The sequence below is a fragment of the Pseudomonas sp. GXZC genome, assembly GCF_026967615.1.
GTDB lineage: Bacteria > Pseudomonadota > Gammaproteobacteria > Pseudomonadales > Pseudomonadaceae > Aquipseudomonas > Aquipseudomonas azotoformans_A.
In genome coordinates this window covers 1,121,490-1,147,076 of record NZ_CP114115.1, presented here as the reverse complement: position 1 = coordinate 1,147,076, position 25,587 = coordinate 1,121,490, and the positions used below count along the sequence as shown (strand labels likewise).

Below are 25,587 nucleotides of genomic sequence, written 5' to 3'. Positions count from 1 at the left end.
TAAAGCATGGGGTTATGACACCGGTGCGACAGTCAGCTCGACCGCTTCCGGACGTTTGATCAGCGCATACACCAGGCCGGTCAGCAGGCTACCGGCGACAATCGCCAGCAGGTACAGCAGCGCGTGGTTCATCGCATTTGGAATCACCAGCACAAACAGGCCGCCGTGGGGCGCCGCCAGTTTGCAGCCGAAATACATCGACAGCGCACCGGTCAACGCGCCACCGGCAATGCTGGCCGGGATGACGCGCAGCGGGTCCTTGGCGGCGAACGGAATCGCGCCTTCGGAGATAAAGCACATGCCGAGGATCATCGCCGCTTTGCCGGCCTCGCGTTCGGTCTGGGCGAACTTGCGGCGGGCCAGGAATGTGGCGATGCCCATGCCAATCGGCGGCACCATGCCGGCGGCCATGGTGGCAGCCATCGGCGCGCCACTGGAGGCCGCTAGCAAACCGACGGAAAACGCATACGCTGCCTTGTTGATCGGCCCGCCCAGGTCGACACACATCATGCCGCCCAACAGGATCCCCAGCAGCACCGCATTGGTGGTGCCCATGGTGCTGAGGAAGTCGGTCAGCCCAGTCAGCAGGCGCGCGACCGGCGGGCCCACCAGGTAGATCATCGCCAGGCCGGTAAACAGGCTCGCCAGCAATGGGATGATCAGGATCGGCTTGAGCGCCTCCAGGCTCTGCGGCAACTTCACCGCACGCGTGATCAGCTTGACGCAATAGCCGGCCAGGAAACCGGCGAAGATGCCGCCGATAAAGCCCGCGCCCAGCGTCCCAGCCAATAAGCCGCCAATCATGCCGGGCGCGATGCCGGGACGGTCGGCAATCGAGTAGGCGATGTAGCCCGCCAGCAACGGCACCATCAGCATGAAGGCGCGGTCACCCACGGTTTTCAGTGCAGCCGCCAAGGTGCCTTCCTGTTCAAAGGCATGGATGCCGAACACGAACGACAAGGCGATCAATAGCCCGCCCGCCACCACCATCGGCAACATGAACGACACACCGGTCAACAGGTGTTTATACACGCCAGTCTTTTCTTGCTTGGCCACCACACCGCTTGCCGCGTTTTCCACCGCACCTTCGGCCAGGGCCTTGTTGAGGGTGGCTTCGGACTGCTTGAGGGCAATGCCGGTGCCGCAACGGTAGATCTTCTTGCCGGCGAAGCGCTCGTTGGCGACTTCGATATCCGCCGCCAACAAAACCACATCGGCATCGGCGATGGCCTGCGGGCTCAAGGGCGTGCGCGCGCCGACCGAGCCTTGGGTCTCGACCTGCAAGTCGTAGCCCAGCCGCTTGGCGGTCTGCTGCAAGGCTTCGGCAGCCATGAAGGTGTGAGCCACGCCCGTCGGGCAAGCGGTGATGGCAACGATGCGCGGTGCATTTTTGGCCGCCTGCTGCGTAGCGACATACACCTGCGCTTCTTCCGCGCCGCGACGCAACACCGCGTCGACATCGGCCAGCGCCTGGGCCGGCGTGCTCTGGAACACGCGCTTGCCGACAAACCGCTGCATATCCACCGGCGTACTGGTGACCAACAACACCCATTCGGCATCGTCGATCGTGGCCTGGGACAACTGGCGTTCCGGACGCTGCACATCCACCACTTCAACGCTGGTGCTCCAGCCCTGGCGTTGCGCGGCAGCGTCCAACAAGCGGGCGCACAGCACACTGGTGACCATGCCGTTCGGGCAGGCGGTAACAATGGCTAACTTCATCACAAACCCTCTTATTGTTCTGTCAGCGCACGCACGTGGACGCCGCTTTCGAGGCGCGCCAACTGCGCGTGATCGCTGATACCGAAGCCGATCTGCGTCACTGCCATCGCGGCAATTGCCGTGGCGCGGCGCAGGGTTTGCTCCGGCGTATCGCCATTGAGCAGACCGTGGAGCATCCCAGCCAACAGCGAGTCGCCCGCGCCGACGGTGCTGGCGACCGCGACCTTGGGCGGTGTGGCGTGCAGCGATGTGCCTGGGCTGTACCAGCTCACGCCCGCAGCGCCGTCGGAGACCACAACGTGTTCCACACCCTGTTGATGCAATTGGCTGATGGCATCCGGGGCATTACCCAGTGCGTCGGCCAGTTCTTCGGTATTGGGTTTGACCAGCCACGGGCCAGCCTGCAAGCCGGCGCGCAACGCTTCGCCGCTGGTGTCCAGGGCGACTTTCAAACCAAGGTTTTTCAGTTGTTCGAGCATTTTTTGAAACCACTGCGGGCTGACGCCGCGCGGCAAGCTGCCAGCCACCACCACCGCATCGAATTCCGGGCCGACGATGGCGATGAGCTTGAGCAGTTCTGCTTGCGCCTCGTCACTGACCAACGGCCCAGGCGCATTGATATCCGTGACCCGGCCATCCTGCTCGGCAATCTTGATGTTGCTGCGTGTCTCGCCCGGCACACGAATAAACGCATTACCAAATCGACGGCGGGCGATCAGCGCGTCGAACGCCTGGGGGTTTTCTTCTCCGAGAAACCCGCCCACGCTCACCTGATGGCCCAGGTCGGCCAGCACCTGCGCCACATTCACACCCTTGCCGGCGGCATGGGTCAGCAGGGTTTCGCTGCGGTTGACTTCACCCGGTTCCAGGCGCGCCAAGCGTACCGTCAGGTCCAACGCCGGGTTCAGCGTCAGGGTCAGAATCCTTGCCATCTACACGGCCTCCACTAGGGCTCGCACTTCGGCGGGCGAGCCCACCGCCAGTGCTTGTTGCGCCAGGCCCTGGGCCTCGCTCAGACTGAATTCGCGCACGCGCGCCTTCACTTCGGGGATGCTGCGGGCCGACACACTCAGCTCATCGACACCCAGGCCGATCAGCACTGGCACCGCCAACGGATCAGCCGCCAGCTCGCCGCACACGCCGACCCATTTGCCATGGGCATGGGCGGCGCGCACGGTGATGTCGATCAGTTGCAACACCGCCGGGTGCAGGCCATCGGCCTGGGCGGACAGGGTCGGGTGGCCACGGTCGATGGCCAGGGTGTACTGGGTCAGGTCGTTGGTGCCGACGCTGAAGAAATCCACTTCCTTGGCCAGGACCGGCGCGAGCAACGCGGCCGACGGCACTTCGATCATGATGCCCAGTTGCAGGTCTGCCACCGGGATTTCCAGGCGCAGGCGCTCGGTCATGTCGCGGGCCGCGCGCCATTCGTCAACACTGCCGACCATGGGGAACATGATGCGCAGCGGGCGGTTGTCCGCCGAGCGCAGCAGCGCCCGCAGTTGCGCTTCCATGATCTGCGGGCGCTGCAAGGTCAGACGAATGCCGCGCACGCCGAGGAAGGGGTTTTCCTCTTGGGCGATCGGCCAGTAAGGCAGCGGTTTGTCGCCCCCTACATCCAAGGTGCGCACCACCAGCGGACGACCGGCGAGACCATCGAGGACGCGGCGGTATTCGGCTTCCTGGGTGGCTTCGTCCGGTGCTTGCGGGTGGGCCATGAAAATCAGTTCGGTGCGCAGCAAGCCAATGCCTTCGGCGCCCTGCTCCACTGCGCTGGCAACACCGGCGCTTTCGCCGATGTTGGCGAACACTTCCACGGCATGCCCGTCGCGGGTCAACGCCGGTTCATGGCGCTGCGCCGAGGCGGCTTGCAGGCGTTGTTCGCGGGTGTCGCGCTCGACCGTGGCGCGCTGCAGGGTCGCGGCGTCGGCGTCCACATGCAGGCGACCGCGTTGGCCATCCAGCAACAATGGCGTACCGGCAGCCAACAGCAACACTGACGCGCCGGCACCGACCAGCGCGGGAATCCCGAGGGCGCGGGCGACAATGGCGCTGTGGGCCGTCGCGCCGCCACGGGCGGTGAGGATGCCGGCGACGCGCGCCGGGTCCAGACGCGCCACATCGGACGGACCGACTTCGTCCATCACCAAAATGTAAGGTTCGCTCGGCTCCTGGGCGGTTTCGACGCCACACAGTTGCGCCAGCACGCGGCGACCAATGTCACGCAGGTCGGCGGCACGTTCGGCGAGCAAAGCATCCTGCAACGACTCCTGCTGCTTGGCGGCCGCCTCGATCACACTCATCCACGCCGCTTCAGCGCTTTCGCCTTGCTTGAGGCGGGTGTCGACTTCGTCGGTGAGTTCCGGGTCGTCGAGCATTTCCTGGTGGGTGATGAAAATCTCGCGGATCGCCTTGGACGGGTTGCGTTCGATCAGGCCCTGGATATCCCGGCGCACATCGGCCAAGGCGCTGTGCAGGCGCTGGCGCTCAATGGCCGAGGATTCGCCACGCAGCGGGTAATCGAAGACCTGCTGCACCTGGATATGCGCAGGGCCGATGGCAATGCCCGGCGCGGCGGCGATGGCCTGGATCTGGCTGCCGGCCAAGGGTGCGCTGAGCACCGGCTCGATCTCTACGACTTCAGGCGGGGCACTTTGGGTTGGCAGTGGCTCGACCTCTTCACCCAGGCCCTCTTCCACCGCCGCCAACAGCGCGGGCAGCGCGTCGCCGGCAATGGTCGGCTCGGCGACAAACTCCAGCACTTGGCCGCGCCGCGCGCCGAGGCTCAGCAGTTTGCTCAGGCTTTTCACCGACACGGCGCCGACCGGGCCATCGACGATGCGCACACGCAGGTCGCCTTCAAAACTTTTCGCCAACTGCGCCAGGATCTTCGCCGGGCGCGCATGCAGGCCGTGGGCGTTGGCCAGGGTGATGCGCGCGGTGGGCCAGTCGGGCGGCAATTCACCGCCCAGCACTTCAAGCACGGCGCGGCTGCTGGTGGCGCGGCCGAGTTCCTGGCCGCGCCCTTCGATGAGCAAGGCGCACAAGCGTTCGAGCAGCGTCTGGTGAGCTTCGCCCAGGCTGGCCAGGCAGAACAGGCCGTTGAGCGGCTGGCCGAGGTAGCGCATGGGTTTGTCCGGGGTGACAAACGCCAGCCCTGGGCGCTTGACGGTCTGCTCACTGTGCAACCACCACAGGCCATCGCCCAGGGGCAGCGCATCCACCTGCTGCAACACGGCGGCGAAACCATTGCTTACACAATCGGCCTGACGCAACAGCCGTGCGCCGCGCCAAACCAATTCTTCGAAGTCGTCGGCGGACACGCCCAGGCTGATCATCTGCGCATCCAGCGCCAGCTCCTGCGGCGCACCTTGCAACAGTTTCAACAGCGCTTCGGCACTGCCGGCACGGCGCAGGGCCTGGCCCAGGTCGGTTTCGCCGAGGGCGCGGGTGAGCAGTTGCAACAGGCGCAGGTGTTCGTCGGATTTGGCGGCAATGCCGATGGCCAGATACACGATCTGGCCGTCGCCCCAGTCCACCCCTTCGGGGAACTGCAGCAGGCGCACACCGGTGGAGAACACCTGGTCACGGGTTTCGGGGGTGCCGTGGGGGATGGCGATACCTTGGCCGAGAAAGGTCGAGCCTTGGGCTTCACGAGCTTGCAAACCGCTGAGGTAACCCTCGGCGACCAGGCCGTCGGCCACCAGTTTTTCAGCGAGCAGGTGCAAGGCAGCAGATTTGTCCACGGCCACCTGGCCCATGGAAATCTGCTCTACAGTGAGCTCAAGCATGCCGTTCTCCTAGTTAGTGCAGTGGCGCACTAGGTATTGTTTTAAACAAACAGTGTAAAGGGTGTTCAGGTTTTACTGACTGAGCAGTCAATTGGCAGTAGCCACTCAGTCGCGAACGTCGTAAAAATACGCTGGCTGAAACGTTTAATCTATAGTTTATGGAAGACTACCCGTTAATTGCGCATCCTTGAAGAACCACTCGGCGCTTGAGCCAGGACATTGGTCGTGTACAGGAATCGGTTACGATTGGAGAAAATGTCGGGGCAAGCTCCAGAAAACAAGGAAATCCCGGTTTGAAACTCAGTGATATCGCCCGTCTTGCCGGTGTGTCCGTGACCACCGCCAGCTACGTCATCAATGGCAAGGCTGAACAGCAACGCATCAGCAGCGCCACCGTCGAGCGAGTGCGCGCCGTGGTCGAAGCCCATGGCTTTACCCCCAACCCCCAGGCCGCCGGGCTGCGCAGTCGGCACACGCGCACCTTGGGATTTATTCTGCCCGACCTGGAAAACCCCAGTTATGCACGCATCGCCAAGCTCCTGGAGCAAGGTGCGCGGGCGCGCGGCTATCAACTGCTGATCGCCAGCTCCGACGATGACGCCGACAGCGAGCGCCAACTGCTGCAACTGTTCCGCGCCCGGCGCTGTGACGCGCTATTTGTCGCCAGCTGCCTGCCGGCCAGCGATGACAGTTATCGCGAGCTGCAGGCCAAGGGGCTGCCAGTGATTGCCATCGACCGGGTGATGGGCGCGGATCAATTCTGCTCGGTGGTCAGCGACGACCGCCAGGCGTGCCAGCAATTGACCAGCAGCCTGTTGCAGCCATTGCCCAAGCAGATCGTATTGATCGGCGCACGGCCCGAGCTGAGCATCAGCCAGGAACGTGCCGCCGGTTTCCGCGAGGCCCTCGAAGGGTTCACCGGTGAGGTGATCGTCGAACACGGTGAAGCCTTCAGTCGCGATTGTGGCCGACAGTTGATGGAGCAACTTCTGCAGCAACTGGGGCATTTGCCTGACGCGCTGGTGACCACGTCCTACGTACTGCTGCAAGGCGTGTTCGACGCCTTGCATGACTTTCCGCTCAAATCCCGGCCGCTGCGCCTGGGCACCTTTGGTGATACCCAGTTGCTGGACTTCCTGCCGCTGCCGGTCAACGCCATGGCCCAGCAACATCAACTGATCGCCGAGACCGCACTGCGCCTGGCCCTGGCCGCGATTGAAGAAGAACAGTACCAACCGGGCGTGCATGCCATCGGCCGGACGTTCAAGCAGCGTATTCACGAGGCCTGAGCGTGGAGTTGATCGACACCCACACCCATTTGGACTTTCCGGACTTCGACAGCGATCGCCGGGAAGTCCTCGCTCACAGCCGGGCACTGGGCGTACGACGCATGGTGGTATTGGGGGTGTATCAGCAGAATTGGCAGCGGTTGTGGGACCTGGTGCAAGCGGACGAAGGCTTGTTCGCTGCCTTTGGCCTGCACCCGGTGTACCTCGATGACCATCGCCCCGCCGACCTGACGGAACTGGGCGACTGGCTGATCCGCTTGCACGGCCACCGGCAACTGTGCGCCGTGGGCGAAATCGGCCTGGATTACTTCCTCGAACAGCTGGACCGCGAACGCCAGCAAAGCCTGTTCGAAGCCCAACTGAAACTGGCGGTGGACTTCCAACTGCCGGCGCTGCTGCACGTGCGCCGCAGCCACGCCGCCGTGATTGCAACCCTCAAGCGCATTCGCCTGCCTCGCGGCGGCATCATCCATGCGTTCGCCGGCAGCCGTGAAGAAGCCCACGAATACATCAAGCTCGGCTTCAAACTGGGCTTGGGCGGCGCGGCGACCTGGCCTCAAGCCCTGCGCATGCACAAGGTGCTGGCCCACCTGCCGTTGGACGCGGTGGTACTGGAAACCGACTCACCGGATATGGCACCCGCCATGTACCCCGGCCAGCGCAACAGCCCCGAACACCTGCCGGACATCTGCACCGCGCTCGCCGAGCGCATGAATACCAGCCCTTTATTACTGGCTGAGGCGAGCACACGCAATGCGTGCGAGCTGTTCAATTGGTAGAGAAGGCGAGACCACTTGCAGCTCCAGCGTTATCCGCTGACGGTAGCGGGCATATCGCAGCACCAGGAAATGTACCAGCAGCACGATCAGCGAAATGTTGAATTGGCCGATCACACTGATCAGCCCCACCCACTCCGTCACGAGTGCCACGATGAGCGCCGTGCAGGTCAATACCACCATGCTCGGGCGCACCAGTGCCCAATGGTCCAGGGACCTGAATTGGCGCAACTGCCGAGGGCAGTTCAACTGCAAGATCCACTGGCAGTAAGGGCAATCGAACGGTTCTTCGATGGCAATGGCGTTCAGTTGCCAAGGCTTGAGATTAAAGGTGATGTCGCAATGGGCGCAGTGCCCCTTGATGCCGATTACAGCGCTCATCGCTGTGCCTCCCCAGGACTTGAAATCGAGTGAAACAATTTTCACCCATTCAAGGCCATGGAAAAGAGACGCCGAGAAATCAGGACGGGCACCACGCCAGCAAACGATAAATCCTACGCCCCGGTCTCACACGCGGAACGCGCCGATCAATTGCTTCAACTCGATCACCTGTATCGACAGCTGTCGGCTCGCCGCTTCGGTCTGGTGTGCGCCTTGGGCGGCATGTTCGCCAGCCCGATTGATCTCAACGATGTTCTGGTCGATATCGTGGGCGACAGCGGTTTGCTGCTCCACGGCGGCAGCGATCTGCTGGTTCTGATCGACGATCATCCCTACGGCACCGAGGATGTTTTCCAGGGCTTGCTGGACCTTTTCCGACTGGCCCACGGTGCCACTGGCCATTTCATGGCTGCTGCCCATGGCCTTCACGGCCGCCGCCACGCCGCTGTGCAAGCGGCTGATCATCTGCTCGATTTCCTCGGTGGAGTGCTGGGTGCGCCGAGCCAAAGTGCGCACCTCGTCCGCCACCACCGCAAACCCACGCCCTTGCTCGCCGGCCCGCGCGGCCTCGATGGCCGCATTGAGTGCCAGCAGGTTGGTTTGTTCGGCAATGCTCTTGATCACTTCCAACACGCTGCTGATGGACTGGCTGTCGGTGGCCAACTGATTGATCACCCGCACCGACTGATCGATCTCCGTGGCGAGTCGCGCAATGCTGCCCTGCTGCGACTGCACCAGGCCACGGCCGCTGACGGTTTCATCGTTGACGCTGTGGGCACTGCTCACCGCCGCCGCCGCACTGCGTGCGACTTCCTGGGCAGTGGACGACATCTGGTTCATGGCCGTCGCCACCTGCTCGATCTGCGTGCGCTGCCCGGAAACGGCCTGATTGCTCTGGGCCGAGACCGTCTCCACCTGCCCGGCCTGTAACTCGACCTGGCTGACGGTGTGTCCGACGCGCTCGATCAAGTCATGGATCTTCGCCACGGTACCGTTGAATACCTGGCCCAGGTCACCCAGCTCATCGCGGCTATGCGCAACAAAGGTGACGGTCATGTCACCGGCCGCCACCTTATCCATCATCGCGCCCAGACGCCGCAGCGTGGTGCGCGTGGACGCGTAGAAGCCTGCGTACAGGTAGAAAATCAACAGGAACACCGCGCTCAAGGCCGAGACCAGCACCACCATGTGCGTGCGGTTCTGTGCCAGGCGTTGTTCCAACTGTTGTCCGAGAAAGGTCAGCGTGGCGTCATCCAACTGGTAGGTCTGGGCCATCAACTGACTGACACTGTCGTAAAAGCCCTGCCAGGGCGCATCGAGGGTTTCGGCCATCACCACCTGCTCCTCGAACAACTCGCTGCCTTGCTTGAGGCTGGCGTTGCTGGTCTTGGCCAGGGTGTCGAGGGCCGCGTGCGCGGCTTTGCTGGAGCCCAAGGCGTCCTGCAACTTCAAGCCATACTCGGCCTGGAGTTTTTCCAATTGCTGCAACAGCTCGTCAAAGCGTGTGCTGGACGACGAGTTGAGAAAACCCTGGCCCAGGGAATACGCGCCCATTGCCCGGCCTTCGCCCAGGGTCTGGGTGACTTGTGGGGTCACGCTGGTGATCAGTTCACTGAGTTGGCGCAGGTCGCTTTGGGAGTCGCGACTCAGCCCGGATTGGCTGGAGATGATCTGGCTGAGCATCTGCGCCTTGTTGAGCAATTTGCCAATCAGGGCACTTTTGCTCAGCAACGAGGTTTCCTGCTGTTGGGCCTTGAAGGCGGCGACCAACTCGTCGCGCTTGGCGTCAAACGCGGCAATTTGCTCGGGTTCGGTCGTCATGGCGCTAAGGCTTTGCAGGCGGTTCAGCACGCTTTGTTCCAAAGCGCTGATCTTGCCCTCAAGGTCGCCCGCCTTACCGGACTGGCCCAACGTGGCGTTGATCTGCACTTGGTTGTTGAGGGTTTCCAGGTCGCGGCGCAGGGCCAGGCTGTTACCGAGCAGGTCGAGGCTTTGCAGCTCGACGCGTGTGCCCTGGAATTCACGCCACGAATCACGCACCAGGTAATAGTTGGTCGCCAGCATCGGCAGCAGGAACAACACGCTGATCAGGCTGAACTTCATGCCGAAGCTCAGGCGATTCATCAGGGCGACGGCGGGATAGAGCAAGCTCTTCACAGGTGAACTCCCTTTCTTTTATTTTTATTGAGGCGCAGGGCGGCAGTTAGCCAGCATCTGTATAGCTCAATTTGAAAGGGAGTTTTGTAACTTAAGGTTAATGAGATCAGCCGTCAGGGCAGTACCGTCCAGATCGCAAACCCGGCATACCACAACACCGCCGCGCGCAGCAGAAGCTCCCACAGTCGGTCCAGGCTGTTGATGCCATCGTGGCCGACCGCTGGAGGCGGGATTTCAGCGGCGACCAGGCCAACTTTTTCCACCAGTTGGGCAGCGCTGATGTCCCAGCTCAGCAGTTCGTGGAGCATCACACGGCCGACCGCGACGAAGTTACCCACCAGGGCAAAACTGGCCGCCAGCAGACGCACCGGCAGCCAGTCAAATGCGTGGCGCAGTTGCCCGGCCCGCTCAGCCACCAGAGGGTTCTTACTGTGTTCACTGGCCAGTGCGAGCAGGCGATAAGCCAACGCAGCCACCGGGCCCAACAGGAAGTACCAGAAAATCACGGCAAAAAAGCTCTGGTAGGCCTGCCACAACAGATGGCCCTGGACGCGTTCGAGCAATTGTTCGCCACTGTCGGCGCTCAGGTTCAAGTCACGCTCAGCCACGTGTTCGGCGGCTTGGAGGTCGCCCCGTCGCCAGGCATCGCGAAAGGGGCCAAGCCCGGCGAGCAGATCACCACGGCCCAGGCTGTAGATCACCACCAGCAGGTGCACGGGAAGCGCCAACAGTCCGTAAGCCACCGGCTCCAACACCAACAGCAACAACGCCAGCAATGCCACCGGTAGCAATACCAACAACGTCAGAATCAGCCAGGGCTGCTTACCCATGCGCGGGCTCGATTCCAGCTTGGCCAGTTCCCGCAGCCAACCCCCATCACGCTGCAACCGCTGGCGCAGGGCCGAAAATTTCTCGATCCAGACCGCCAGCACCAACACCAGGAAACTCATCGTGCGTGTCCTCCATCCTGCAGGGCGCTGCGAAAGCGCTTCCAATCAAAAGCCGGGCCGGGATCGGTCTTGCGACCCGGAGCGATATCGCTGTGACCACAAATGCGCTGGGGCGTGATGCCGGGGTAAGCCGCCAGCAACTGGCGGGTCAGGTCAGTCAATGATGCATATTGAGCGTCAGTGAACGGCTGGTCATCCGTACCTTCGAGCTCCACCCCCAGGGAAAAATCATTGCAGGTTTCCCGCCCCTCGAATTGCGAGATCCCGGCATGCCAGGCCCGGTCGAGACAGGACACAAACTGCGTCACCGCACCATCACGCTCAATCAGAAAATGCGCAGACACCCGTAGGTCAGCGATTCCTTCAAAGTAGGGATGTTCCGTGACATCCAAGCGGTTCTGGAAAAACTCCTGCACTTTACCCGTGGCGAACTGCGCCGGTGGCAGGCTGATGTTATGCACCACCAACAGTGAGATTTCGCCGGCGGGGCGCTCGTTGAAGTTGGGTGAAGGGCAATGACGGATGCCCTGGCACCAACCGCTGGTGGGGTCCAACTGCATACAGGTTCCTTGAACGAGACAACGTGTGACCAGTATGCCGCGTTCGACCCTCAGGTTGCGATCACTTGCCGTGATTGAGTTGACGCAGCTTGCTCACCACAGCGGCCAGTGCGCGCTCGAACAGGGGGCCATCGTCCAGGGCATGCAGGACACCACGCTTGAACGCCGATGCGAGTTGGCCGGCACTTTTCTCCAACACCTTGAGCCCCGTACGACTGGTGAAGATATAGGTGTCGGCCTGCGCCATGATTGCCGTCAGTCGGCAGCGCAGCGTAGTGGCTTCGTTTTCCTCGAACGCCACCCATCCCCCCACCTTGAGTTCTCGGGCTTTAAGCAAGTCGGGGTCGTTGTCCGGCAAGTCGCTGAACGGGTCGGGTGACGCCGAGGTCAGCACAAACGGCTCACTTACTTGGATCAACTCGTCGACGCCTTCAGGTGCCTGGACATGCAGGGCTTGCAAGCGCACAAAAAATTCGCGGGTGCTGAAGGGGTCGAACGCGGCGCTGGTCAAGCCGTCGCGCAGGGCCTTGAGCAAGCCCGGCAGTTGCTCCAGCAGATGGCGCCCGGCTTCGGTGTCTTGTTGCAGGCCAACGCTCCAGATCAGTTCGTCCAAGGTGCGCAGCCCCGCCTGCCACTGCACCGACTGCTCGCCATGCTTGAGACTGGCCAGCAACAGCACCTGGCTCCAGGCCTGCTGCAGGAACTGCACGACCGGACGCGGCAGGGTCTTGCCCAACAGCCGTTTGTTCAGCACATCGGCCACGCGCTGGCGGGCCGCTTCGGTGCGCACGCGCCCGGCTTCGGCATCGCGGGTGTGTTGTTCAAGCAAATCGCTGCGCCGCCGCTCATCCGCGGTAAACGCGCTGAACTCGGCGAGCAGTTGGGAAAATATCGCCGGGTCTTCGACAAATTCGTTGAGCAAGCGCTGCACCACCTGCTCGATGCGCAGGTACAGATGGTCGCGCTGGCTGCCGCCCATTGCGGCGGTTGCGATTTCATTGAGCAGGCGCCGCGCCGGGTGGCTGGCGCGACTGAAGAGACTCTTGTCCAGCACCGCCACTTTCAGCATCGGGATCTGCAGGCGACCGATCAGGGCCTTGAAGGCATCAGGCACGGCGCGGTCGTTGAGGATGAATTCGAACAGCAGCGCGATCAGGTTGATCACATCTTCGTCCGCCTCCTCCACCACCCGCGACTTGCCACTCTTAACGCTGACGCGCGTGAGCAACTGCTCAAGCTGGTTGCGCAGGTCGAAATCATCCTCGACCTCAGGCTCGGGCACGTATTGCTGCAAATGGGAGAGCAGGCGCAGCAGGTCACGCGTGGCGATGGGCAAGGGTTCGGCGCTGGCTTCAAGCGTCGGCGCCACGCTACCGCGTACCGCCGTGAGCAACTGCTGGAGCGCGGCAAAGGCTTGCTGGCCATTTTCGTCAACGGGCGGCAGGGCTTCCTCGCGCGCAAGTTCACGGGACTCACGCGCTTCAAGCCGCCGCGACGGTACGCTTTTGAGTTCAGGCAACACACCGGTCGCGACCAGCAATTGATTGGCTTCGCCGTAAAGCTGGTCGGCGTCACTGAGTACGTATTTTTCAAACAGCTTGAGCATGATCAGCTTAACGCGGATCTCTACGCCCAGGCTGCGTCCCGCCCGCAGGAAAAACTCACACAACAGTGCAGGCCCCAGGGGGTTTTCGCGATCATCCAGGCGGTTGCCGAGCAACGCGCTCAAGCGCGCGGTGAGTTGGCCCAGGGCCAGGCCATCACGGTGCCGCACCCGCCCCAGCATGGCCTCAAGCGCCACGGCTTTTTCGCGATCATCCCTGGATGAGCCCGGTGCCGCGTCGTAGGACACCACCGGCACCAACTGCAATTCCCCGCGCCCTGCCTGACCCAGACTGGCGAAGGCTTCAAACAGGCGCTCCATGAACACACGCTCGAAATTCTTGCGCTTGAGGCGCAGGTCGCGCATGGCTTCGAAGAAAATGTGGTGATCAAGGTTGTTACGCGCCTTGTCGGCCATTTCGAACAAGGTGTCGTCAGCGTTATCGAACAGATCCTGCAGCCCTTGCTGCAACTGTTGCGCCGCCTTGTCGCGGACCTGCAGCAACACCACCGGCAGTCGGGCGAGCGGCGATGGCGTGGCGGGCGCCTTGTTGAAGGGCACCACCTTTCCGTCATTGTGCATCCTGGCCTCCTGAAACGGCGGTATGGGTCTGAACGTCAAAGCTATGACGCCAATTGCAAGGCGCGAGATTATCTTGCAAATGAGGGGGGTTGCGCCAGCAAACTCTGCCTTTGCTCGGTAAATGAGTGGTGAGCCTGGGTTCGAACGCGCACTGCCCCTATAATCGGGGCACTTTGTCTGTGGAGCCTGTTATGCCGAATCTCCGTCTTGCCGACCTCACCGCCGAAATCGAAGCCAACGTGCGCCGCGCACTGCTGGAAGATATCGGCAGCGGCGACATCACTGCGCAGTTGATCCCGGCCGAACGGCTGGCCACGGCCACCATCATTACCCGTGACACGGCTGTTATCGCCGGTACGGCCTGGGTGGATGCGGTGTTCCGCCAACTGGACCCTCGGGTCGCGGTGCATTGGCAGGTGACCGACGGTGAACGCGTCAGCCCCAACCAGGTGCTGTTCCACCTTGAAGGCCCGGCACGTTCACTCTTGAGCGGCGAACGCTGCGCGCTGAATTTCCTGCAGTTGCTCTCCGGTGTCGCCACCCGTGCGCAATCCCTGGCGGATTTTGTCGCCAGTACCCAGGTCAAGCTGCTGGACACCCGCAAAACCTTGCCGGGGCTGCGCCTGGCGCAGAAGTACGCCGTAACCTGCGGCGGCTGCCACAACCACCGTATCGGTTTGTATGACGCGTTCCTGATCAAGGAAAACCATATCGCGGCCTGTGGCGGCATTGCCCAGGCGATCACGGCCGCCCACAAGATCGCCCCCGGCAAGCCGGTGGAAATCGAAGTGGAAAGCCTGGATGAACTGCGCGAAGCGCTGGCGGCGGGCGCGGATATCATCATGCTCGATGAGCTGAGCCTGGACGATATGCGTGAAGCTGTGCGCCTGAACGGCGGCAAGGCGAAGCTGGAGGCCAGCGGCGGGATCAATGAAAGCACCCTGCTGCCCATTGCGGAGACCGGGGTGGATTACATCTCGATTGGCGCGATGACCAAGGATGTGAAGGCGGTGGATTTGTCGATGCGGCTGAGTATCTAAGGCGTTCAAAAATACTTCTGTGGTGAGCGGGCTTGCCCCGCTCACCACAGCTGCTTCTAGACCACCAAGTCGTTCATCTCGCAATACTCTTCCCACTCGACACCCAACACCTCGGCCGCCTCTTTGTGCAAGGCCAGCCGTGCCGCTTCAAACTCTTCCGGTGTCGAGGTGTACTTGAGGGTCAGCTCCCAGGGCTGATAGCCCTGGCTCTCGGCCTCGTCCTCGAATGCCCACTGAATCTGGTCGCGCTGATCATCAACGCTCAGGTCCTTGATCTCTTCTTTAAGTTGCGGCGACTCCTCGAGGTATTTTTCGAGGGCTGCTTGATGCCGAACTTCCTGGGTCATTTCAGTCGTGGTCATGTCGTTCTCTTAGATCGAGGAATGGGGATGCATCTGGGTCATCAAGGTTGCGCAGATACAAAAGAGCGGGCGCAAATGCCAGCTCGTCTGGCCTTCAGAACCATTCTGGGATCATCTGAAAACAGTGCTGCCGATGTTGCCTTTTTGCCCGAGACAGGAATCGAACCTGCGACCTTCGCGTTACGAGTGCGCTGCTCTACCGGCTGAGCTACACGGGCGGTGGGCTAAAGCTAGCACCGCATCGGGAGTCCGGCAACTTGCCGCCGTCAGCGGGCTATTACGCCTTGGGCCCAGAAGCGTGGTTGCAGCATGTTGGCATGGCTGTCCAGGTACTGCTGCTGGGCTTGTTCGATATGGGGGACATCACGCACGGCGATAACACTCAACAGACCAACGGCCAGCAGGCCCAGTACTTTCCAGGCGCCCCAGGCCAATGGCAATTGGGCGGTTTGCGGGGTTCGCCACACATGCAAGGCCATCAGCCAGCCCACCACCAGCGCCAGCCAGACCTGGGAGTTGGGCATCACGATCACGCCGTCGACCATGGACTGCACCAGCGCACCGACCAACGCCGCAAACAGGCACAGCCGCATCAAGTCTGCACGCTCGGCGCTCAACCTACGCTCACGCAGAACGCCGACCGTAGCCCAGCCTCCGCGCCACGCCAAGATCGCGACGCACAACGCCGATGGCACACCCCACTCACTGGCCCACTGCAGGATGGCCTGATGGGGGTGAGCGGCAATACTGTTGGTGATATCGGCGAAATGCATTGGCCCGAAGCCCAACCAAGGCCGCTCGACGAGCATATGCCAGGCCTGCCACCAGATCGGCCCTCGCCCCGACAGCGAAGTCGTGAGGCGATCGCTGGCGGCATTGGCGATCTCGATCCCCAGGTAATCCGCCAACACCTTGAACACCAGCCAATACAACAACAGTCCGCCCAGCATTGCGGCCAACTGCCAACCCAACCAGCGCCGGCCCCATGGCCCCAGCACCGCCAACACCACGCCCGCCGCGCCCATGCCAAGCCAGGTGCCACGCGTGCCGCCACCCACTGCAATCAGCCACCACACGCACAGCAGCGCAAACACCGCGGCCTTGAGCGAGCGAGACAGCGTGGGGATCAATAAGGGGAGCGCCAGCAGCGGCAAAGTAAACGTCTGGAACTGGCCGTAGAAACGTTTGTTGGAAAAGCCGGTCAGCAGTACGTCAGGGTCTAGCGTGCGCTCAGCGCTGATGAACGCCAGAGCACCGGCGTAGGTGTATTGAATCGATTTGATCAGGCACAGCAGCACCACGAACAGAATCAAGACGCGGTCCAACGATTCACCGCCCTGGCGTCGCAGCAGGGCGAATGCCACCGCAATCGCGCCGCAGCTGACGAACGATGCCATTTCGACAAGCGCCCAGAGCGGCTCGTGAGCCCGCATTGAAGACGCCAGGCCCAGCACAATGATCAGCGCCAGGCCCAAGGCCGTGGGCCGGTCAACCAGCCGTTCAACGTGGGCGACCGACAGCCCGTACAGCACCGCGCAAGCCCCGATGGCGATCTGCATCACCCGTTGCAGATCATGCCCACTGAAGGGAGCACAAACCCCAACCACCAGCAGGCACACCACGGCCACCAGAAAAATACTGCCACGCTGCTCTACGGATAACGCCATCGGCCACCTCAACTTCCCTGCGGAGGGTTTAGCAGTTATGCACCGTCCGCGCCGCAACCTTTGGCGACATATTTTGCGTCAGCCGTGGTGGTGCATTTCCAACCGGTGGTGGCATTGCGCGTCAGGCTGATGGTCTTGCCCAGCACCGGTGCGGGCGCGTCGAGTATTTCGCAACGGATGGAGCCGGCGCCCGTGGCGACATCGCCTGCTACATCAATCTTGCAGTTGGCTGTCGGGCTGGTGCCGCCGATCAATACCAGCGTCGGGACCGTGCCCTGGTTGAGGGTGTCTTCATACCCAGGCTTCAACGCGCTGATTTCAGCCAGGCCGGCAGTGAATTTGGCCTTGGCCTGGTGGGTGGTGTACATGGGCAGGCCAATGGTGGCCAAGATGCCGATGATTGCCACGACGATCAACAGCTCGATCAGGGTAAAACCTTTTTGACGTCTCACATTCACTCTCCAGGATAAAACTCATGACAAGGCGCGTCCTGCGCCCCGTTGTTGTGCAGCGGCGCCAGTGTACTCATCCGCAGGCGCTCAATCGCGCGCAAGTCGCACATTCTGACATTTTATCCTGCTTCGCCCGCCTGCCCGAATCCGTCACCTGACTAAGCTATAAATCTTCGACGACCTCTGTGCGGAACGGTGACATGGACGACGCTTTAACGCTGTACGCCTGGGAAGGCATCAATCGCAAAGGACGCAGGGTGTGCGGGCAAACCACGGGGCACAATCTTGCCTGGGTCAGGGCCCAGTTGCGCCAACAGGGCATCAGCCCGGGGCATGTGCGCAAGAAATCCCCCGTTCTGCGAGGACTCACACCGTCGATCAAATCGACGGATATCACCCTGTTCACTCGCCAACTGGCGACGCTGTTGAAGGCCGGGATTCCCCTGCTGCAAGCTTTCGACGTCATCGGCGATGGCTTCGACAACCGCGCTATGCGCGAGTTGGTGCAGGGGCTGAAACAAGCGATCGCCGCAGGTTCCAGCCTGGCCGAAGCCTTGCGCAAACAACCGCGCTGCTTCGATGCGCTGTATTGCAATCTGGTGGCGGCCGGCGAGCAGGCCGGAGCGCTGGAAACCCTGCTGGAGCGTGTGGCGATCCATCGGGAAAAGAGCGAGCAGTTAAGGACCAGGATCAAAAAAGCCATGACCTATCCGATCGCGGTGCTGGTGGTGGCCAGCGTGGTCACCGGCGTTCTGCTGATCCACGTCGTGCCGCAGTTCCAGAACCTGTTTGCCGGCGTCGACGGCACGCTGCCCGGTTTCACCTTGCAGGTGATCGCCTTGTCCGAGTTTGTGCAGAAAGCCTGGTGGTTCGTAGCGCTGGGCATTCTCGCGGGCGGCATGGGGTTACGCCACGCCTATAACGCCGCCCCTGCTTTTCGACTCTGGCTGGATGCCGGTTTGTTGAAAGCGCCGCTGGCAGGCAAACTGCTGACAAAATCGGCCGTGGCCCGCTACGCCCGCACACTGTCCACGACCTTTGCGGCGGGTGTCCCCTTGGTTCAGGCATTGGATTCAGTAGCCGGCGCGGTCGGTTCAGGGCCGTTCAAACAGGCAATCGAACATATGCGACACGATGTATCCACCGGCCTGCCATTGAATCAATCCATGCTCGCCAGCGGCCTGTTCCCTCCCATGGCGATCCAGATGACTGCCATCGGCGAAGAGTCGGGCACACTGGACCGTATGCTGGAAAAGGTCGCCAATCATTACGAGGCCGATGTGGACAACCTGGTCGATAACCTCACCAGCCTGATGGAGCCGCTAATCATGGTGGTCCTGGGCAGCATCGTCGGCGCGCTGGTCATCGCCATGTACTTGCCGGTCTTCCAGCTGGGGAGCGCGTTTTGAGCCTGTTACTGGTTGAACACCCGTGGGCCTTTGTGGTGATGGCAGGGATACTGGGGCTGATCGTCGGCAGTTTTCTCAACGTGCTGGTGTGGCGCCTGCCAAAAATGCTCGAACGGGAATGGCGCGCCCAAGCCCATGAAGTGCTCGGTCTAGCCGCCGACCCAGCCGGGCCGACCTACAACCTGATGCACCCCAATTCCTGCTGCCCGCATTGCAACCATCCGATACGCCCGTGGGAAAATATCCCACTGCTCAGCTACTTGTTTCTGCGAGGTCGTTGCGCCCATTGCAAAGGAGCAATCAGCCCTCGCTATCCGCTTACTGAACTGGCGTGTGGACTGATCTCGGCCTGGGTGGCCTGGCATTTCGGCTTTGGCTGGCAGGCGGGCGCAGTGCTTGTACTGAGCTGGGGCTTGCTGGCGATGAGCCTGATTGATGCCGATCATCAATTGTTGCCGGATGTGCTGGTGATGCCGTTGCTGTGGCTGGGGCTGATCGTCAACGGGTTCGGCCTGCTGACGACATTGCCCGACGCACTGTGGGGCGCGGTGATCGGGTACATGAGCCTGTGGAGCGTGTTCTGGCTGTTCAAGCTGGTCACTGGCAAGGACGGCATGGGCCACGGCGACTTCAAGTTACTCGCGCTGCTCGGTGCCTGGGGCGGTTGGCAGATTCTGCCGATGACGCTGTTGATGTCGTCGTTGGTCGGTGTATTTGTCGGCTTGATCCTGATGCGCCTGCACAAGGCCCAAGCGTCGGCGCCGATGCCATTTGGTCCGTATCTGGCAATTGCCGGCTGGATTGCATTGCTCTGGGGTGGTCAAATAACCGACTTCTATTTGCAGTCTGTCGGTTTCAGATGACCACTTCTGTTGCAACACCCTGGATTCTCGGCCTTACCGGCGGCATCGGCAGCGGCAAAAGCGCGGCGGCCCAGCACTTTATCGACCTGGGTATCGACCTGGTAGACGCCGACCACGCCGCCCGCTGGGTGGTGGAGCCTGGCCGTCCGGCACTGGCGCGTATCGCTGAGCACTTTGGTGCCGCCGTGTTGCAGCCTGACGGCCAATTGGACCGCGGCGCATTGCGCAAGCTGATCTTTGAAGTCCCCGAAGAGCGCCGCTGGCTCGAAGCCCTGCTGCACCCGTTGATTGGTGAAGAAATTCGCAGCCACCTGGCGCGGGCAACGTCACCTTACGCGATCCTGGTGTCGCCACTGCTGATCGAATCCGGCCAGTACAGCATGACCCAGCGCATCCTGGTGATCGACGTGCCGCAATCGCTGCAGATTCAGCGTACCCTGCAGCGCGACGGCATCAACGAGCAACAGGTACAGGCGATCCTCAAGGCACAATCCAGCCGCGAAGACCGCCTGAAACATGCCGATGACGTCCTGGTCAATGACCAGGACCTCGCCTGGCTGCACAGCGAGGTCGAGCGACTGCACCACTTTTACCTTACTTTGCGTGGAGGCCGATCATGAGCCAACCCTTGACCGTCGACTGCCCAACCTGCGGCGCACCCGTGGAATGGAAAGCGACCAACCTCAACCGGCCGTTCTGCTCGGACCGCTGCAAACTCATCGACCTGGGCGCCTGGGCCGCTGAAGAACACAAGATCCCCGTGGCCCCGGATGCCGAAGACGAACTGTTTTCCGAAGATCTTCCACCGCGCCACTAAGGGCGCATAAAGGCGTATTCCTGCTGGTCGTCGAGGTTTTCTGCAAGGTATTGCAGCTCGTCGGCCAGGTCTTCGAAACTGCGCACCCCCTTGCTCTGCTGCACCACTGCACTGAGCATGGCGCGCAGGGTCAGGCCTGGGTCAAAACCGATTTCCTGTGCCGCGTCCTGGCTTCTGCGCAATTCCTGCCGTGCCCACTCGTACACACTCATGATCCGTGCTCCTGGAAAAATTTTGCAGAGCATGGGCCTGCCAGGGCGCGTGAGATTTGATCTGGATCAACGCTGCGAATCGTCATCCTTCCAGGGCGCCGAGAGGTAACGCGTGCGGTTGAAAGTCTCCAGCCATTCAGGGCAAAACACCACCAGGGCGCTGACGACCATGCCGTTGATAAAGGCCTCGGGAAAGATGATCAGCCACAGGTAGCCAACGAAATCCTCCAGCCATTCCGGCATGGCGAAACGGCCGTCGAACCACAGCAGCCCCAGCCCGAACAGCAAGCAGAGCAAGGCCGATAATGCGGCGGCAAAAAATCCGGAGCAGAAGATATACACAAAGGGATTGCGCGGCTGTGCTCGCTCGACCAACTGCGCACAGGCTTCAGTGACCAGCACCGGCAGCACGACCAGCAACAGGCCATTGATGCCAAGGGCGCCCAGGTCCTGGCGCCCCAACAACATCAACCCGAACTGGGCCGCGAAGCCGCCGACAATTGCCAAGGGCCAATCCAGCAGCAGGGTCACGGCAGTCATGCCAATGAAGTGGTAGGACACACCGGTATCGAAGTCCCGCCGGACCAGCCACAACATGAACAATGCGAACACCGTGCCGAAGAGTAGGTGCTGGCGGCGCCGGTCGGCGAACAGCTCCACCCAGGGCGAACGCAAGACCGCCCACAGCAACACGGGCGCATATAACAGCCAGCCCATGCCCATCGTGGTTGGCGCCAGCATTGCGGCACTGATCACGGCGATACTCCCCTTGGTCGAATATCCGTCGGATAATCAGTTTACACCGACGTTTCAGAGGGGTACTTCCTGCGGTCATCATTTGAGCGCTAAGCTGCTAACTATGGATGACTCAGATTACTTGCGCCTGCTCACCGTAGCGGCCGAACAAGCCAACGCATTCCTGTCCAATGCCCGCAAGTGGGAGCGTGAGCGTTGGGTCTGCCAGCGCCTGCTGCAAGGCTTGAACGTGCCTTATCGAGCCGAAGAGTTTCACGCCGCAGGGCAAGAGCCCCCGGACGTACTTTTTCGTGACGCCAGCTTCGAGGTGTTTTTCGTACTGGATGAGGGCCGCCGCCTGAACGACGAATGGCGCGACGAGTTACTGCGCCGGCGCAGCGCCTTCTCCCTGAGCCAGCTGGTACGACGCGAGACCAAGCCGCGACGCATCCCCGCCCATGAGTTTCTATTGCGCCTGGCGCCTACACTGCGCAAGAAAGCCCATAACTATAAAGAGCGCGGGATGGATCTGGGCGAGCTGGATATCGTCGCCTTCACCAGCCTCAAGCGCGAAGTGCTCGACCTGAACAGCCATTTTCCGCCACCGACGGAATACCTGCGCCAGGGCTGGCGCTCACTGTCATTGGTGGGACCGACGTTTGCACGGGTGTTGTTCGCGCACCCGGACGCTCCGGATTTCTTGCGCAACAACCTGGGCCGCAGCATAGTATTCGACGTGGGCATCAGCCTCTGATCCCCCGGACTGTAACGTGGCGCCCTTTTGCAACGTCTACCTGACGAGGCCTTTATGACCAGCCGCCTGAACCCCGATGACCAACAGCATGTCGAAGAGTACCTGCAACTCTCCCAAAACCGAGTCGAGCGCAAGCCTTTCCGGCCATGGCTGCTCCTGGGTGTGGTGCTTGTTGTGGTGATCGGCCTGGGCCTGCTGAGCCGACTTTTGAGTTACCTGACGCTATGAGCTGCCTGGCGCTCGCGGGGGTAACTGCTCCGATTTCTTTTAGCCTTGCGAGATATCCCCATGACCCATCGTATTATTATCGTCGGCGGCGGCGCCGGCGGCCTGGAGTTGGCTACCCGCCTGGGTAAGACTCTGGGCAAGCGCGGCACCGCCAGCATCACGCTGGTAGACGTCAACCTGACCCACATCTGGAAACCCTTGCTGCACGAAGTGGCGGCCGGTTCGCTGAATTCTTCGGAAGACGAACTCAACTATGTTGCCCAAGCCAAATGGAACCACTTCGAGTTCCAGCTGGGGCGCATGAGCGGGCTTGACCGTGAGCAGAAGAAAATCCAGCTGGCCGCCACCCTCGACGAAGAAGGCCGTGAGCTGGTGCCCGCACGCGTGCTGGGCTATGACAGCCTGGTGATTGCCGTGGGCAGCACCACCAATGACTTCGGCACCGAAGGCGCGGCGCAGCACTGCCTGTTCCTCGACACCCGCAAGCAAGCCGAGCGCTTCCACCAGCAATTGCTCAACCACTACCTACGCGCCCATGCCGGGCAGACGGACGTGGTGGAAAAGATCAGCGTCGCCATCGTCGGCGCGGGTGCAACCGGGGTCGAGCTGGCCGCCGAACTGCATAATGCCGCCCATGAACTGGCCGCCTACGGCCTGGACCGCATCAAGCCGGAAAACATGCACATCACCCTGATCGAAGCCGGCCCACGGGTGCTGCCTGCCCTACCGGAGCGTATCGGCGGGCCTGTGCATAAAACCCTGGAGAAACTTGGAGTGACCGTGCTGACCAATTCGGCGGTGAGCGAAGTGACCGCCGATGCGTTGATCACCAGCAGCGGCCAGGTAATCCCCGCCAGCCTCAAGGTCTGGGCCGCCGGGATTCGTGCGCCAGGCTTCCTCAAGGACATCGATGGCCTGGAAACCAACCGCATCAATCAACTGCAAGTACTGCCGACACTGCAAACCACCCGCGACGAGAACATCTTCGCCTTTGGCGACTGCGCCGCCTGCCCGCAGCCAGGCACCGACCGCAACGTACCGCCACGCGCCCAGGCCGCACACCAGCAGGCCTCGTTGCTGGCCAAGTCGCTGAAGCTGCGCATCGAAGGCAAGGACCTGCCGAGCTACAAGTACACCGACTACGGCTCGCTGATCTCGCTGTCGCGCTTCTCGGCGGTGGGTAACTTGATGGGCAACCTCACCGGCAGTGTGATGTTGGAAGGCTGGTTGGCGCGGATGTTCTATGTGTCGCTGTACCGCATGCACCAGATGGCGCTGTATGGTTTCTTTCGCACGGCGATGCTGATGCTGGGCAGCAAGATCGGGCGTGGCACCGAGCCACGGCTCAAGCTGCACTGATCGACTGCGCCGCTGAAAAAAATCCCCCTCTCGAAAGAGAGGGGGATTTTTATTGGGCCCTGTAAAACTCAGCCATGTGGTCGACGAACGCCCGCACCTTCGGTGCCAAGTGCCGGGACTGTGGATAAAGGGCGTAATAGTGCCGCTCGCCTAGCGAGTAATTAGGCAGGATCGGCACCAGGCGGCCCTGCGCCAAATCACTGCGCACCGTGGCCTGGGTAAAACACGCAATGCCCGCCCCCGCCAATGTCGCCGCATGCAGCGCACTGATGGTGTTGCTCCTGAACCGCCCGGAGGGCGTCACCGTGACAGCCTCACCGCGTACCGGGCTCAACACCCAGTCCGACGAGGCGCCAATGAATGTCAGCAGTCGGTGCTTATCGAGCTCCTGGGCCGAACGTGGCAAACCATGGCGACCAATGTAAGCCGGCGAGGCTACCAGCACCTGTTTGGAAATCGTCAACGCTCGGGCCATCAACGTCGTGTCCGCCAAGGCGCTGGCGATACGCAGGGCGACGTCAAAGCCGTCAGCGACCAGATGGACAAACTGATCATCGCAATGCAACTCAAGCTCGATATCCGGGTAGCGTCGCTGAAAACCCGGCAACCATTGCGGCAAGTCCAACGTCCCCACCACCAGCGGAACACTAACCCTCAGCAGACCTTCCGCACGCTGATGCCCTTGGGCGACAGCCTGGGAGGCGGCCTCGACGCGATCAAGGATATCAACGCACGCTGCGTAGTATTGCTCCCCTGCCGAGGTCAAGCTGAAGCGCCGCGTATTGCGATTGATCAGTTGGGCGCCCAATTCAGTTTCCAGTTGCTGCAACTGCCGGGAAATCGTCGAGTGTGTGGTGTCCAGGCGTTCTGCGGCAGCAGAGAACCCCTTGGCTTCAACGATGCCCCGAAAGGCGCGCATGGCGGATAACTGGTTCATGGAACGGGTGATCCCAGGCTGGTCAGGGGGAATCAGTTAACCGGCAGAGCGATGATTTGCGAGGTGGTCAGCACCGAACCGAAGGTGTCTTCGATCTCAGCCAGCGCCGCGTTATGCAACTCATCCTTGGTCACCGAACGGCCATCGACACGGGTGATCGCCCGGGTCGCGGTGGCATCGGATGCTACCACAACGTCATACCCCAACGGCGCAGCGTCCCGGGCGGCACCGGCGACACAGGCGTGCGTCATCAGGCCCGTGATGATCAGGGTCTTGATGCCGGCTTGCTTCAATTGGGCATCCAGATCGGTACTGGCAAATACGCTGACGGTGGTTTTCTGCACCAATTTGTCTTGTGGTCTCGGCTTCATCAAGGGGTGGAAATCGACCGTCTTGCCATTGGTTGCGAATACAGCCGCGCCGTCTGGGGCGATATGTTGCACATGGATAACCTGGATGTGTTCCTTGTCGGCAAACTTGATCAGGCGCTGGGTGTTTTCCAGGGCCTTCATACCGTCCGGGATCGGCATGCGGCCGGTGAAGTATTCATTCTGGAAGTCGATCACCAGCAAGGCGGTGGTTTTCGGGTCCAGCCGGCCAATGGATTCGGCGCCCGACATGGCACGGATAGTGGGATGCGGGTTCGCTGCGGCATCGGCGGCGGCGGCAAATTGGCCGAAACCCAACATCATGCCCAAACCAACGAGCGTGGATTTGGCCCATGCAGGCAATGAACGAGTCGATTGAGGGCAGAGCAACGATACGGTACGGGTCATGATGCGAATTCCTGTTGGGGTAAGTAACTGACGGAGCCCAGTCTAGGAGGCGACCGCCGCAGCACCAACGCACCAATCAGCACAATATCTGTTTGGAATTCGCACAAATGAAGTAGAAAACGGGCAAAAAAAATCCCCGTATCTTGCGATACGAGGATTTTTAAT

Annotated in this window: 25 protein-coding genes and 1 tRNA gene; 10 read left to right on the top strand and 16 right to left on the bottom strand. The window is 61.6% G+C overall.

Going from position 1 to position 25,587, the window contains the following annotated elements; all coding sequences use genetic code 11:
* Window positions 1–12 precede the first annotated feature (12 nt).
* The 3 genes from OZ428_RS05370 to ptsP are packed head-to-tail and all read right to left on the bottom strand — an operon-like array spanning window position 13 to window position 5,513.
* Entirely contained in the window at window positions 13–1,722 is a 1,710-nt protein-coding gene (locus OZ428_RS05370) for a PTS fructose-like transporter subunit IIB (RefSeq protein WP_269132843.1), read from the bottom strand.
* Window positions 1,723–1,733: 11 nt separating this feature from the next.
* The gene (gene pfkB / locus OZ428_RS05365; protein ID WP_133074683.1) at window positions 1,734–2,654 is read right to left on the bottom strand and encodes a 1-phosphofructokinase; all 921 of its coding nucleotides are present in this window, start codon (window positions 2,652–2,654) and stop codon (window positions 1,734–1,736) included.
* Window positions 2,655–5,513 carry a phosphoenolpyruvate--protein phosphotransferase gene (ptsP, locus tag OZ428_RS05360; RefSeq protein ID WP_269132842.1) on the bottom strand — a complete coding sequence of 953 codons (2,859 nt, stop codon included), beginning with the start codon at window positions 5,511–5,513 and terminating at the stop codon, window positions 2,655–2,657.
* 293 nt (window positions 5,514–5,806) lie between these two features.
* Here ptsP and cra point away from each other — a divergent pair, with 293 nt between their 5' ends.
* Together cra and OZ428_RS05350 are read left to right on the top strand one after the other, a co-directional pair.
* Complete coding sequence (gene cra, locus OZ428_RS05355) at window positions 5,807–6,802, top strand: catabolite repressor/activator (RefSeq protein WP_133074685.1); 996 nt, start codon at window positions 5,807–5,809, stop codon at window positions 6,800–6,802.
* Window positions 6,803–6,804: 2 nt separating this feature from the next.
* On the top strand, window positions 6,805–7,581 hold the full coding sequence (locus OZ428_RS05350) for a TatD family hydrolase (RefSeq protein ID WP_133074686.1): 777 nt from the start codon (window positions 6,805–6,807) through the stop codon (window positions 7,579–7,581).
* Here the strand turns inward: OZ428_RS05350 and OZ428_RS05345 are convergent.
* From OZ428_RS05345 to OZ428_RS05325, 5 genes are all read right to left on the bottom strand, one after another.
* Window positions 7,531–7,959, bottom strand: a complete 429-nt coding sequence (locus OZ428_RS05345; protein WP_133074687.1) for a hypothetical protein — start codon at window positions 7,957–7,959, stop codon at window positions 7,531–7,533. The two genes, OZ428_RS05350 and OZ428_RS05345, sit on opposite strands and share 51 nt — an antisense overlap.
* 126 nt (window positions 7,960–8,085) lie before the next feature.
* Window positions 8,086–8,790, bottom strand: coding sequence for a methyl-accepting chemotaxis protein (locus tag OZ428_RS34590; RefSeq protein WP_439898734.1), 705 nt, complete (start codon window positions 8,788–8,790; stop codon window positions 8,086–8,088).
* A 1,439-nt stretch (window positions 8,791–10,229) separates the two neighbouring features.
* Window positions 10,230–11,066 (bottom strand): regulatory signaling modulator protein AmpE, encoded by an 837-nt coding sequence (gene ampE, locus OZ428_RS05335; protein WP_133074689.1) that lies wholly within the window; start codon window positions 11,064–11,066, stop codon window positions 10,230–10,232.
* Window positions 11,063–11,626, bottom strand: a complete 564-nt coding sequence (gene ampD / locus OZ428_RS05330; protein ID WP_269132841.1) for a 1,6-anhydro-N-acetylmuramyl-L-alanine amidase AmpD — start codon at window positions 11,624–11,626, stop codon at window positions 11,063–11,065. The genes ampE and ampD overlap by 4 nt, the downstream gene beginning before the upstream one ends.
* 61 nt (window positions 11,627–11,687) lie before the next feature.
* A complete protein-coding gene (locus OZ428_RS05325; protein ID WP_269132840.1) occupies window positions 11,688–13,811 on the bottom strand; it encodes a DUF1631 domain-containing protein in 2,124 nt (707 codons plus the stop codon).
* 191 nt (window positions 13,812–14,002) lie between these two features.
* On the opposite strand from OZ428_RS05325, the gene nadC reads away from it, so the two are divergent.
* Window positions 14,003–14,851, top strand: coding sequence for a carboxylating nicotinate-nucleotide diphosphorylase (gene nadC / locus OZ428_RS05320; protein ID WP_133074692.1), 849 nt, complete (start codon window positions 14,003–14,005; stop codon window positions 14,849–14,851).
* 56 nt (window positions 14,852–14,907) lie between these two features.
* On the opposite strand, the gene OZ428_RS05315 is transcribed toward nadC, so the two are convergent.
* From OZ428_RS05315 to OZ428_RS05300, 4 genes are all read right to left on the bottom strand, one after another.
* Window positions 14,908–15,213, bottom strand: coding sequence for a DUF6388 family protein (locus OZ428_RS05315; RefSeq protein WP_133074693.1), 306 nt, complete (start codon window positions 15,211–15,213; stop codon window positions 14,908–14,910).
* Window positions 15,214–15,358: 145 nt separating this feature from the next.
* Window positions 15,359–15,431, bottom strand: a tRNA-Thr gene (locus OZ428_RS05310).
* 48 nt (window positions 15,432–15,479) lie between these two features.
* Window positions 15,480–16,880, bottom strand: a complete 1,401-nt coding sequence (locus OZ428_RS05305; protein WP_269132839.1) for an O-antigen ligase family protein — start codon at window positions 16,878–16,880, stop codon at window positions 15,480–15,482.
* Window positions 16,881–16,915: 35 nt separating this feature from the next.
* Window positions 16,916–17,338, bottom strand: a complete 423-nt coding sequence (locus OZ428_RS05300; RefSeq protein ID WP_330912446.1) for a pilin — start codon at window positions 17,336–17,338, stop codon at window positions 16,916–16,918.
* 194 nt (window positions 17,339–17,532) lie between these two features.
* On the opposite strand from OZ428_RS05300, the gene OZ428_RS05295 reads away from it, so the two are divergent.
* Genes OZ428_RS05295 through yacG form a run of 4 tightly spaced genes read left to right on the top strand, consistent with a single transcriptional unit; the run spans window position 17,533 to window position 20,421 of the window.
* Complete coding sequence (locus OZ428_RS05295; protein WP_269132837.1) at window positions 17,533–18,741, top strand: type II secretion system F family protein; 1,209 nt, start codon at window positions 17,533–17,535, stop codon at window positions 18,739–18,741.
* The gene (locus OZ428_RS05290) at window positions 18,738–19,604 is read left to right on the top strand and encodes a prepilin peptidase (protein ID WP_269132836.1); all 867 of its coding nucleotides are present in this window, start codon (window positions 18,738–18,740) and stop codon (window positions 19,602–19,604) included. The genes OZ428_RS05295 and OZ428_RS05290 overlap by 4 nt, the downstream gene beginning before the upstream one ends.
* Complete coding sequence (gene coaE, locus OZ428_RS05285; protein WP_269132835.1) at window positions 19,601–20,224, top strand: dephospho-CoA kinase; 624 nt, start codon at window positions 19,601–19,603, stop codon at window positions 20,222–20,224. Before OZ428_RS05290 ends, coaE begins: the two co-directional genes overlap by 4 nt.
* Window positions 20,221–20,421 (top strand): DNA gyrase inhibitor YacG, encoded by a 201-nt coding sequence (gene yacG / locus OZ428_RS05280; protein WP_003188437.1) that lies wholly within the window; start codon window positions 20,221–20,223, stop codon window positions 20,419–20,421. Before coaE ends, yacG begins: the two co-directional genes overlap by 4 nt.
* Here the strand turns inward: yacG and OZ428_RS05275 are convergent.
* Entirely contained in the window at window positions 20,418–20,633 is a 216-nt protein-coding gene (locus OZ428_RS05275) for a hypothetical protein (protein ID WP_003171680.1), read from the bottom strand. The genes yacG and OZ428_RS05275 overlap by 4 nt on opposite strands.
* A gap of 66 nt (window positions 20,634–20,699) precedes the next feature.
* Window positions 20,700–21,389 (bottom strand): energy-coupling factor ABC transporter permease, encoded by a 690-nt coding sequence (locus OZ428_RS05270; protein WP_133074698.1) that lies wholly within the window; start codon window positions 21,387–21,389, stop codon window positions 20,700–20,702.
* A gap of 103 nt (window positions 21,390–21,492) precedes the next feature.
* Here OZ428_RS05270 and OZ428_RS05265 point away from each other — a divergent pair, with 103 nt between their 5' ends.
* The 3 genes from OZ428_RS05265 to OZ428_RS05255 are packed head-to-tail and all read left to right on the top strand — an operon-like array spanning window position 21,493 to window position 23,709.
* Window positions 21,493–22,122, top strand: coding sequence for a DUF1780 domain-containing protein (locus OZ428_RS05265; RefSeq protein ID WP_033903339.1), 630 nt, complete (start codon window positions 21,493–21,495; stop codon window positions 22,120–22,122).
* 54 nt (window positions 22,123–22,176) lie between these two features.
* On the top strand, window positions 22,177–22,350 hold the full coding sequence (locus OZ428_RS05260; RefSeq protein ID WP_016976295.1) for a DUF3094 family protein: 174 nt from the start codon (window positions 22,177–22,179) through the stop codon (window positions 22,348–22,350).
* 60 nt (window positions 22,351–22,410) lie between these two features.
* A complete protein-coding gene (locus OZ428_RS05255; protein WP_269132834.1) occupies window positions 22,411–23,709 on the top strand; it encodes an NAD(P)/FAD-dependent oxidoreductase in 1,299 nt (432 codons plus the stop codon).
* Window positions 23,710–23,758: 49 nt separating this feature from the next.
* Here OZ428_RS05255 and OZ428_RS05250 read toward each other — a convergent pair whose 3' ends face one another.
* Both OZ428_RS05250 and OZ428_RS05245 read right to left on the bottom strand, forming a co-directional pair.
* The gene (locus tag OZ428_RS05250; protein WP_269132833.1) at window positions 23,759–24,646 is read right to left on the bottom strand and encodes a LysR family transcriptional regulator; all 888 of its coding nucleotides are present in this window, start codon (window positions 24,644–24,646) and stop codon (window positions 23,759–23,761) included.
* A 32-nt stretch (window positions 24,647–24,678) separates the two neighbouring features.
* Entirely contained in the window at window positions 24,679–25,422 is a 744-nt protein-coding gene (locus tag OZ428_RS05245; RefSeq protein ID WP_133074700.1) for an isochorismatase family protein, read from the bottom strand.
* Between the last annotated feature and the right edge of the window lie 165 nt (window positions 25,423–25,587).

What these genes read in the sequence shown, in the direction of transcription:
- coaE (WP_269132835.1), top strand. Translation starts at nt 19,601, where the DNA reads ATGACCACTTCTGTTGCAACACCCTGGATTCTCGGCCTTACCGGCGGC.
- OZ428_RS05315 (WP_133074693.1), bottom strand. Translation starts at nt 15,213, where the DNA reads ATGACCACGACTGAAATGACCCAGGAAGTTCGGCATCAAGCAGCCCTC.
- OZ428_RS05295 (WP_269132837.1), top strand. Translation starts at nt 17,533, where the DNA reads ATGGACGACGCTTTAACGCTGTACGCCTGGGAAGGCATCAATCGCAAA.
- OZ428_RS05275 (WP_003171680.1), bottom strand. Translation starts at nt 20,633, where the DNA reads ATGAGTGTGTACGAGTGGGCACGGCAGGAATTGCGCAGAAGCCAGGAC.
- OZ428_RS05265 (WP_033903339.1), top strand. Translation starts at nt 21,493, where the DNA reads ATGGATGACTCAGATTACTTGCGCCTGCTCACCGTAGCGGCCGAACAA.
- ptsP (WP_269132842.1), bottom strand. Translation starts at nt 5,513, where the DNA reads ATGCTTGAGCTCACTGTAGAGCAGATTTCCATGGGCCAGGTGGCCGTG.
- OZ428_RS05325 (WP_269132840.1), bottom strand. Translation starts at nt 13,811, where the DNA reads ATGCACAATGACGGAAAGGTGGTGCCCTTCAACAAGGCGCCCGCCACG.
- OZ428_RS05345 (WP_133074687.1), bottom strand. Translation starts at nt 7,959, where the DNA reads ATGAGCGCTGTAATCGGCATCAAGGGGCACTGCGCCCATTGCGACATC.
- ampE (WP_133074689.1), bottom strand. Translation starts at nt 11,066, where the DNA reads ATGAGTTTCCTGGTGTTGGTGCTGGCGGTCTGGATCGAGAAATTTTCG.
- yacG (WP_003188437.1), top strand. Translation starts at nt 20,221, where the DNA reads ATGAGCCAACCCTTGACCGTCGACTGCCCAACCTGCGGCGCACCCGTG.
- OZ428_RS05260 (WP_016976295.1), top strand. Translation starts at nt 22,177, where the DNA reads ATGACCAGCCGCCTGAACCCCGATGACCAACAGCATGTCGAAGAGTAC.
- OZ428_RS05245 (WP_133074700.1), bottom strand. Translation starts at nt 25,422, where the DNA reads ATGACCCGTACCGTATCGTTGCTCTGCCCTCAATCGACTCGTTCATTG.
- ampD (WP_269132841.1), bottom strand. Translation starts at nt 11,626, where the DNA reads ATGCAGTTGGACCCCACCAGCGGTTGGTGCCAGGGCATCCGTCATTGC.
- OZ428_RS05255 (WP_269132834.1), top strand. Translation starts at nt 22,411, where the DNA reads ATGACCCATCGTATTATTATCGTCGGCGGCGGCGCCGGCGGCCTGGAG.
- OZ428_RS34590 (WP_439898734.1), bottom strand. Translation starts at nt 8,790, where the DNA reads ATGTCGTCCACTGCCCAGGAAGTCGCACGCAGTGCGGCGGCGGCGGTG.
- nadC (WP_133074692.1), top strand. Translation starts at nt 14,003, where the DNA reads ATGCCGAATCTCCGTCTTGCCGACCTCACCGCCGAAATCGAAGCCAAC.
- OZ428_RS05370 (WP_269132843.1), bottom strand. Translation starts at nt 1,722, where the DNA reads ATGAAGTTAGCCATTGTTACCGCCTGCCCGAACGGCATGGTCACCAGT.
- pfkB (WP_133074683.1), bottom strand. Translation starts at nt 2,654, where the DNA reads ATGGCAAGGATTCTGACCCTGACGCTGAACCCGGCGTTGGACCTGACG.
- OZ428_RS05305 (WP_269132839.1), bottom strand. Translation starts at nt 16,880, where the DNA reads ATGGCGTTATCCGTAGAGCAGCGTGGCAGTATTTTTCTGGTGGCCGTG.
- OZ428_RS05250 (WP_269132833.1), bottom strand. Translation starts at nt 24,646, where the DNA reads ATGAACCAGTTATCCGCCATGCGCGCCTTTCGGGGCATCGTTGAAGCC.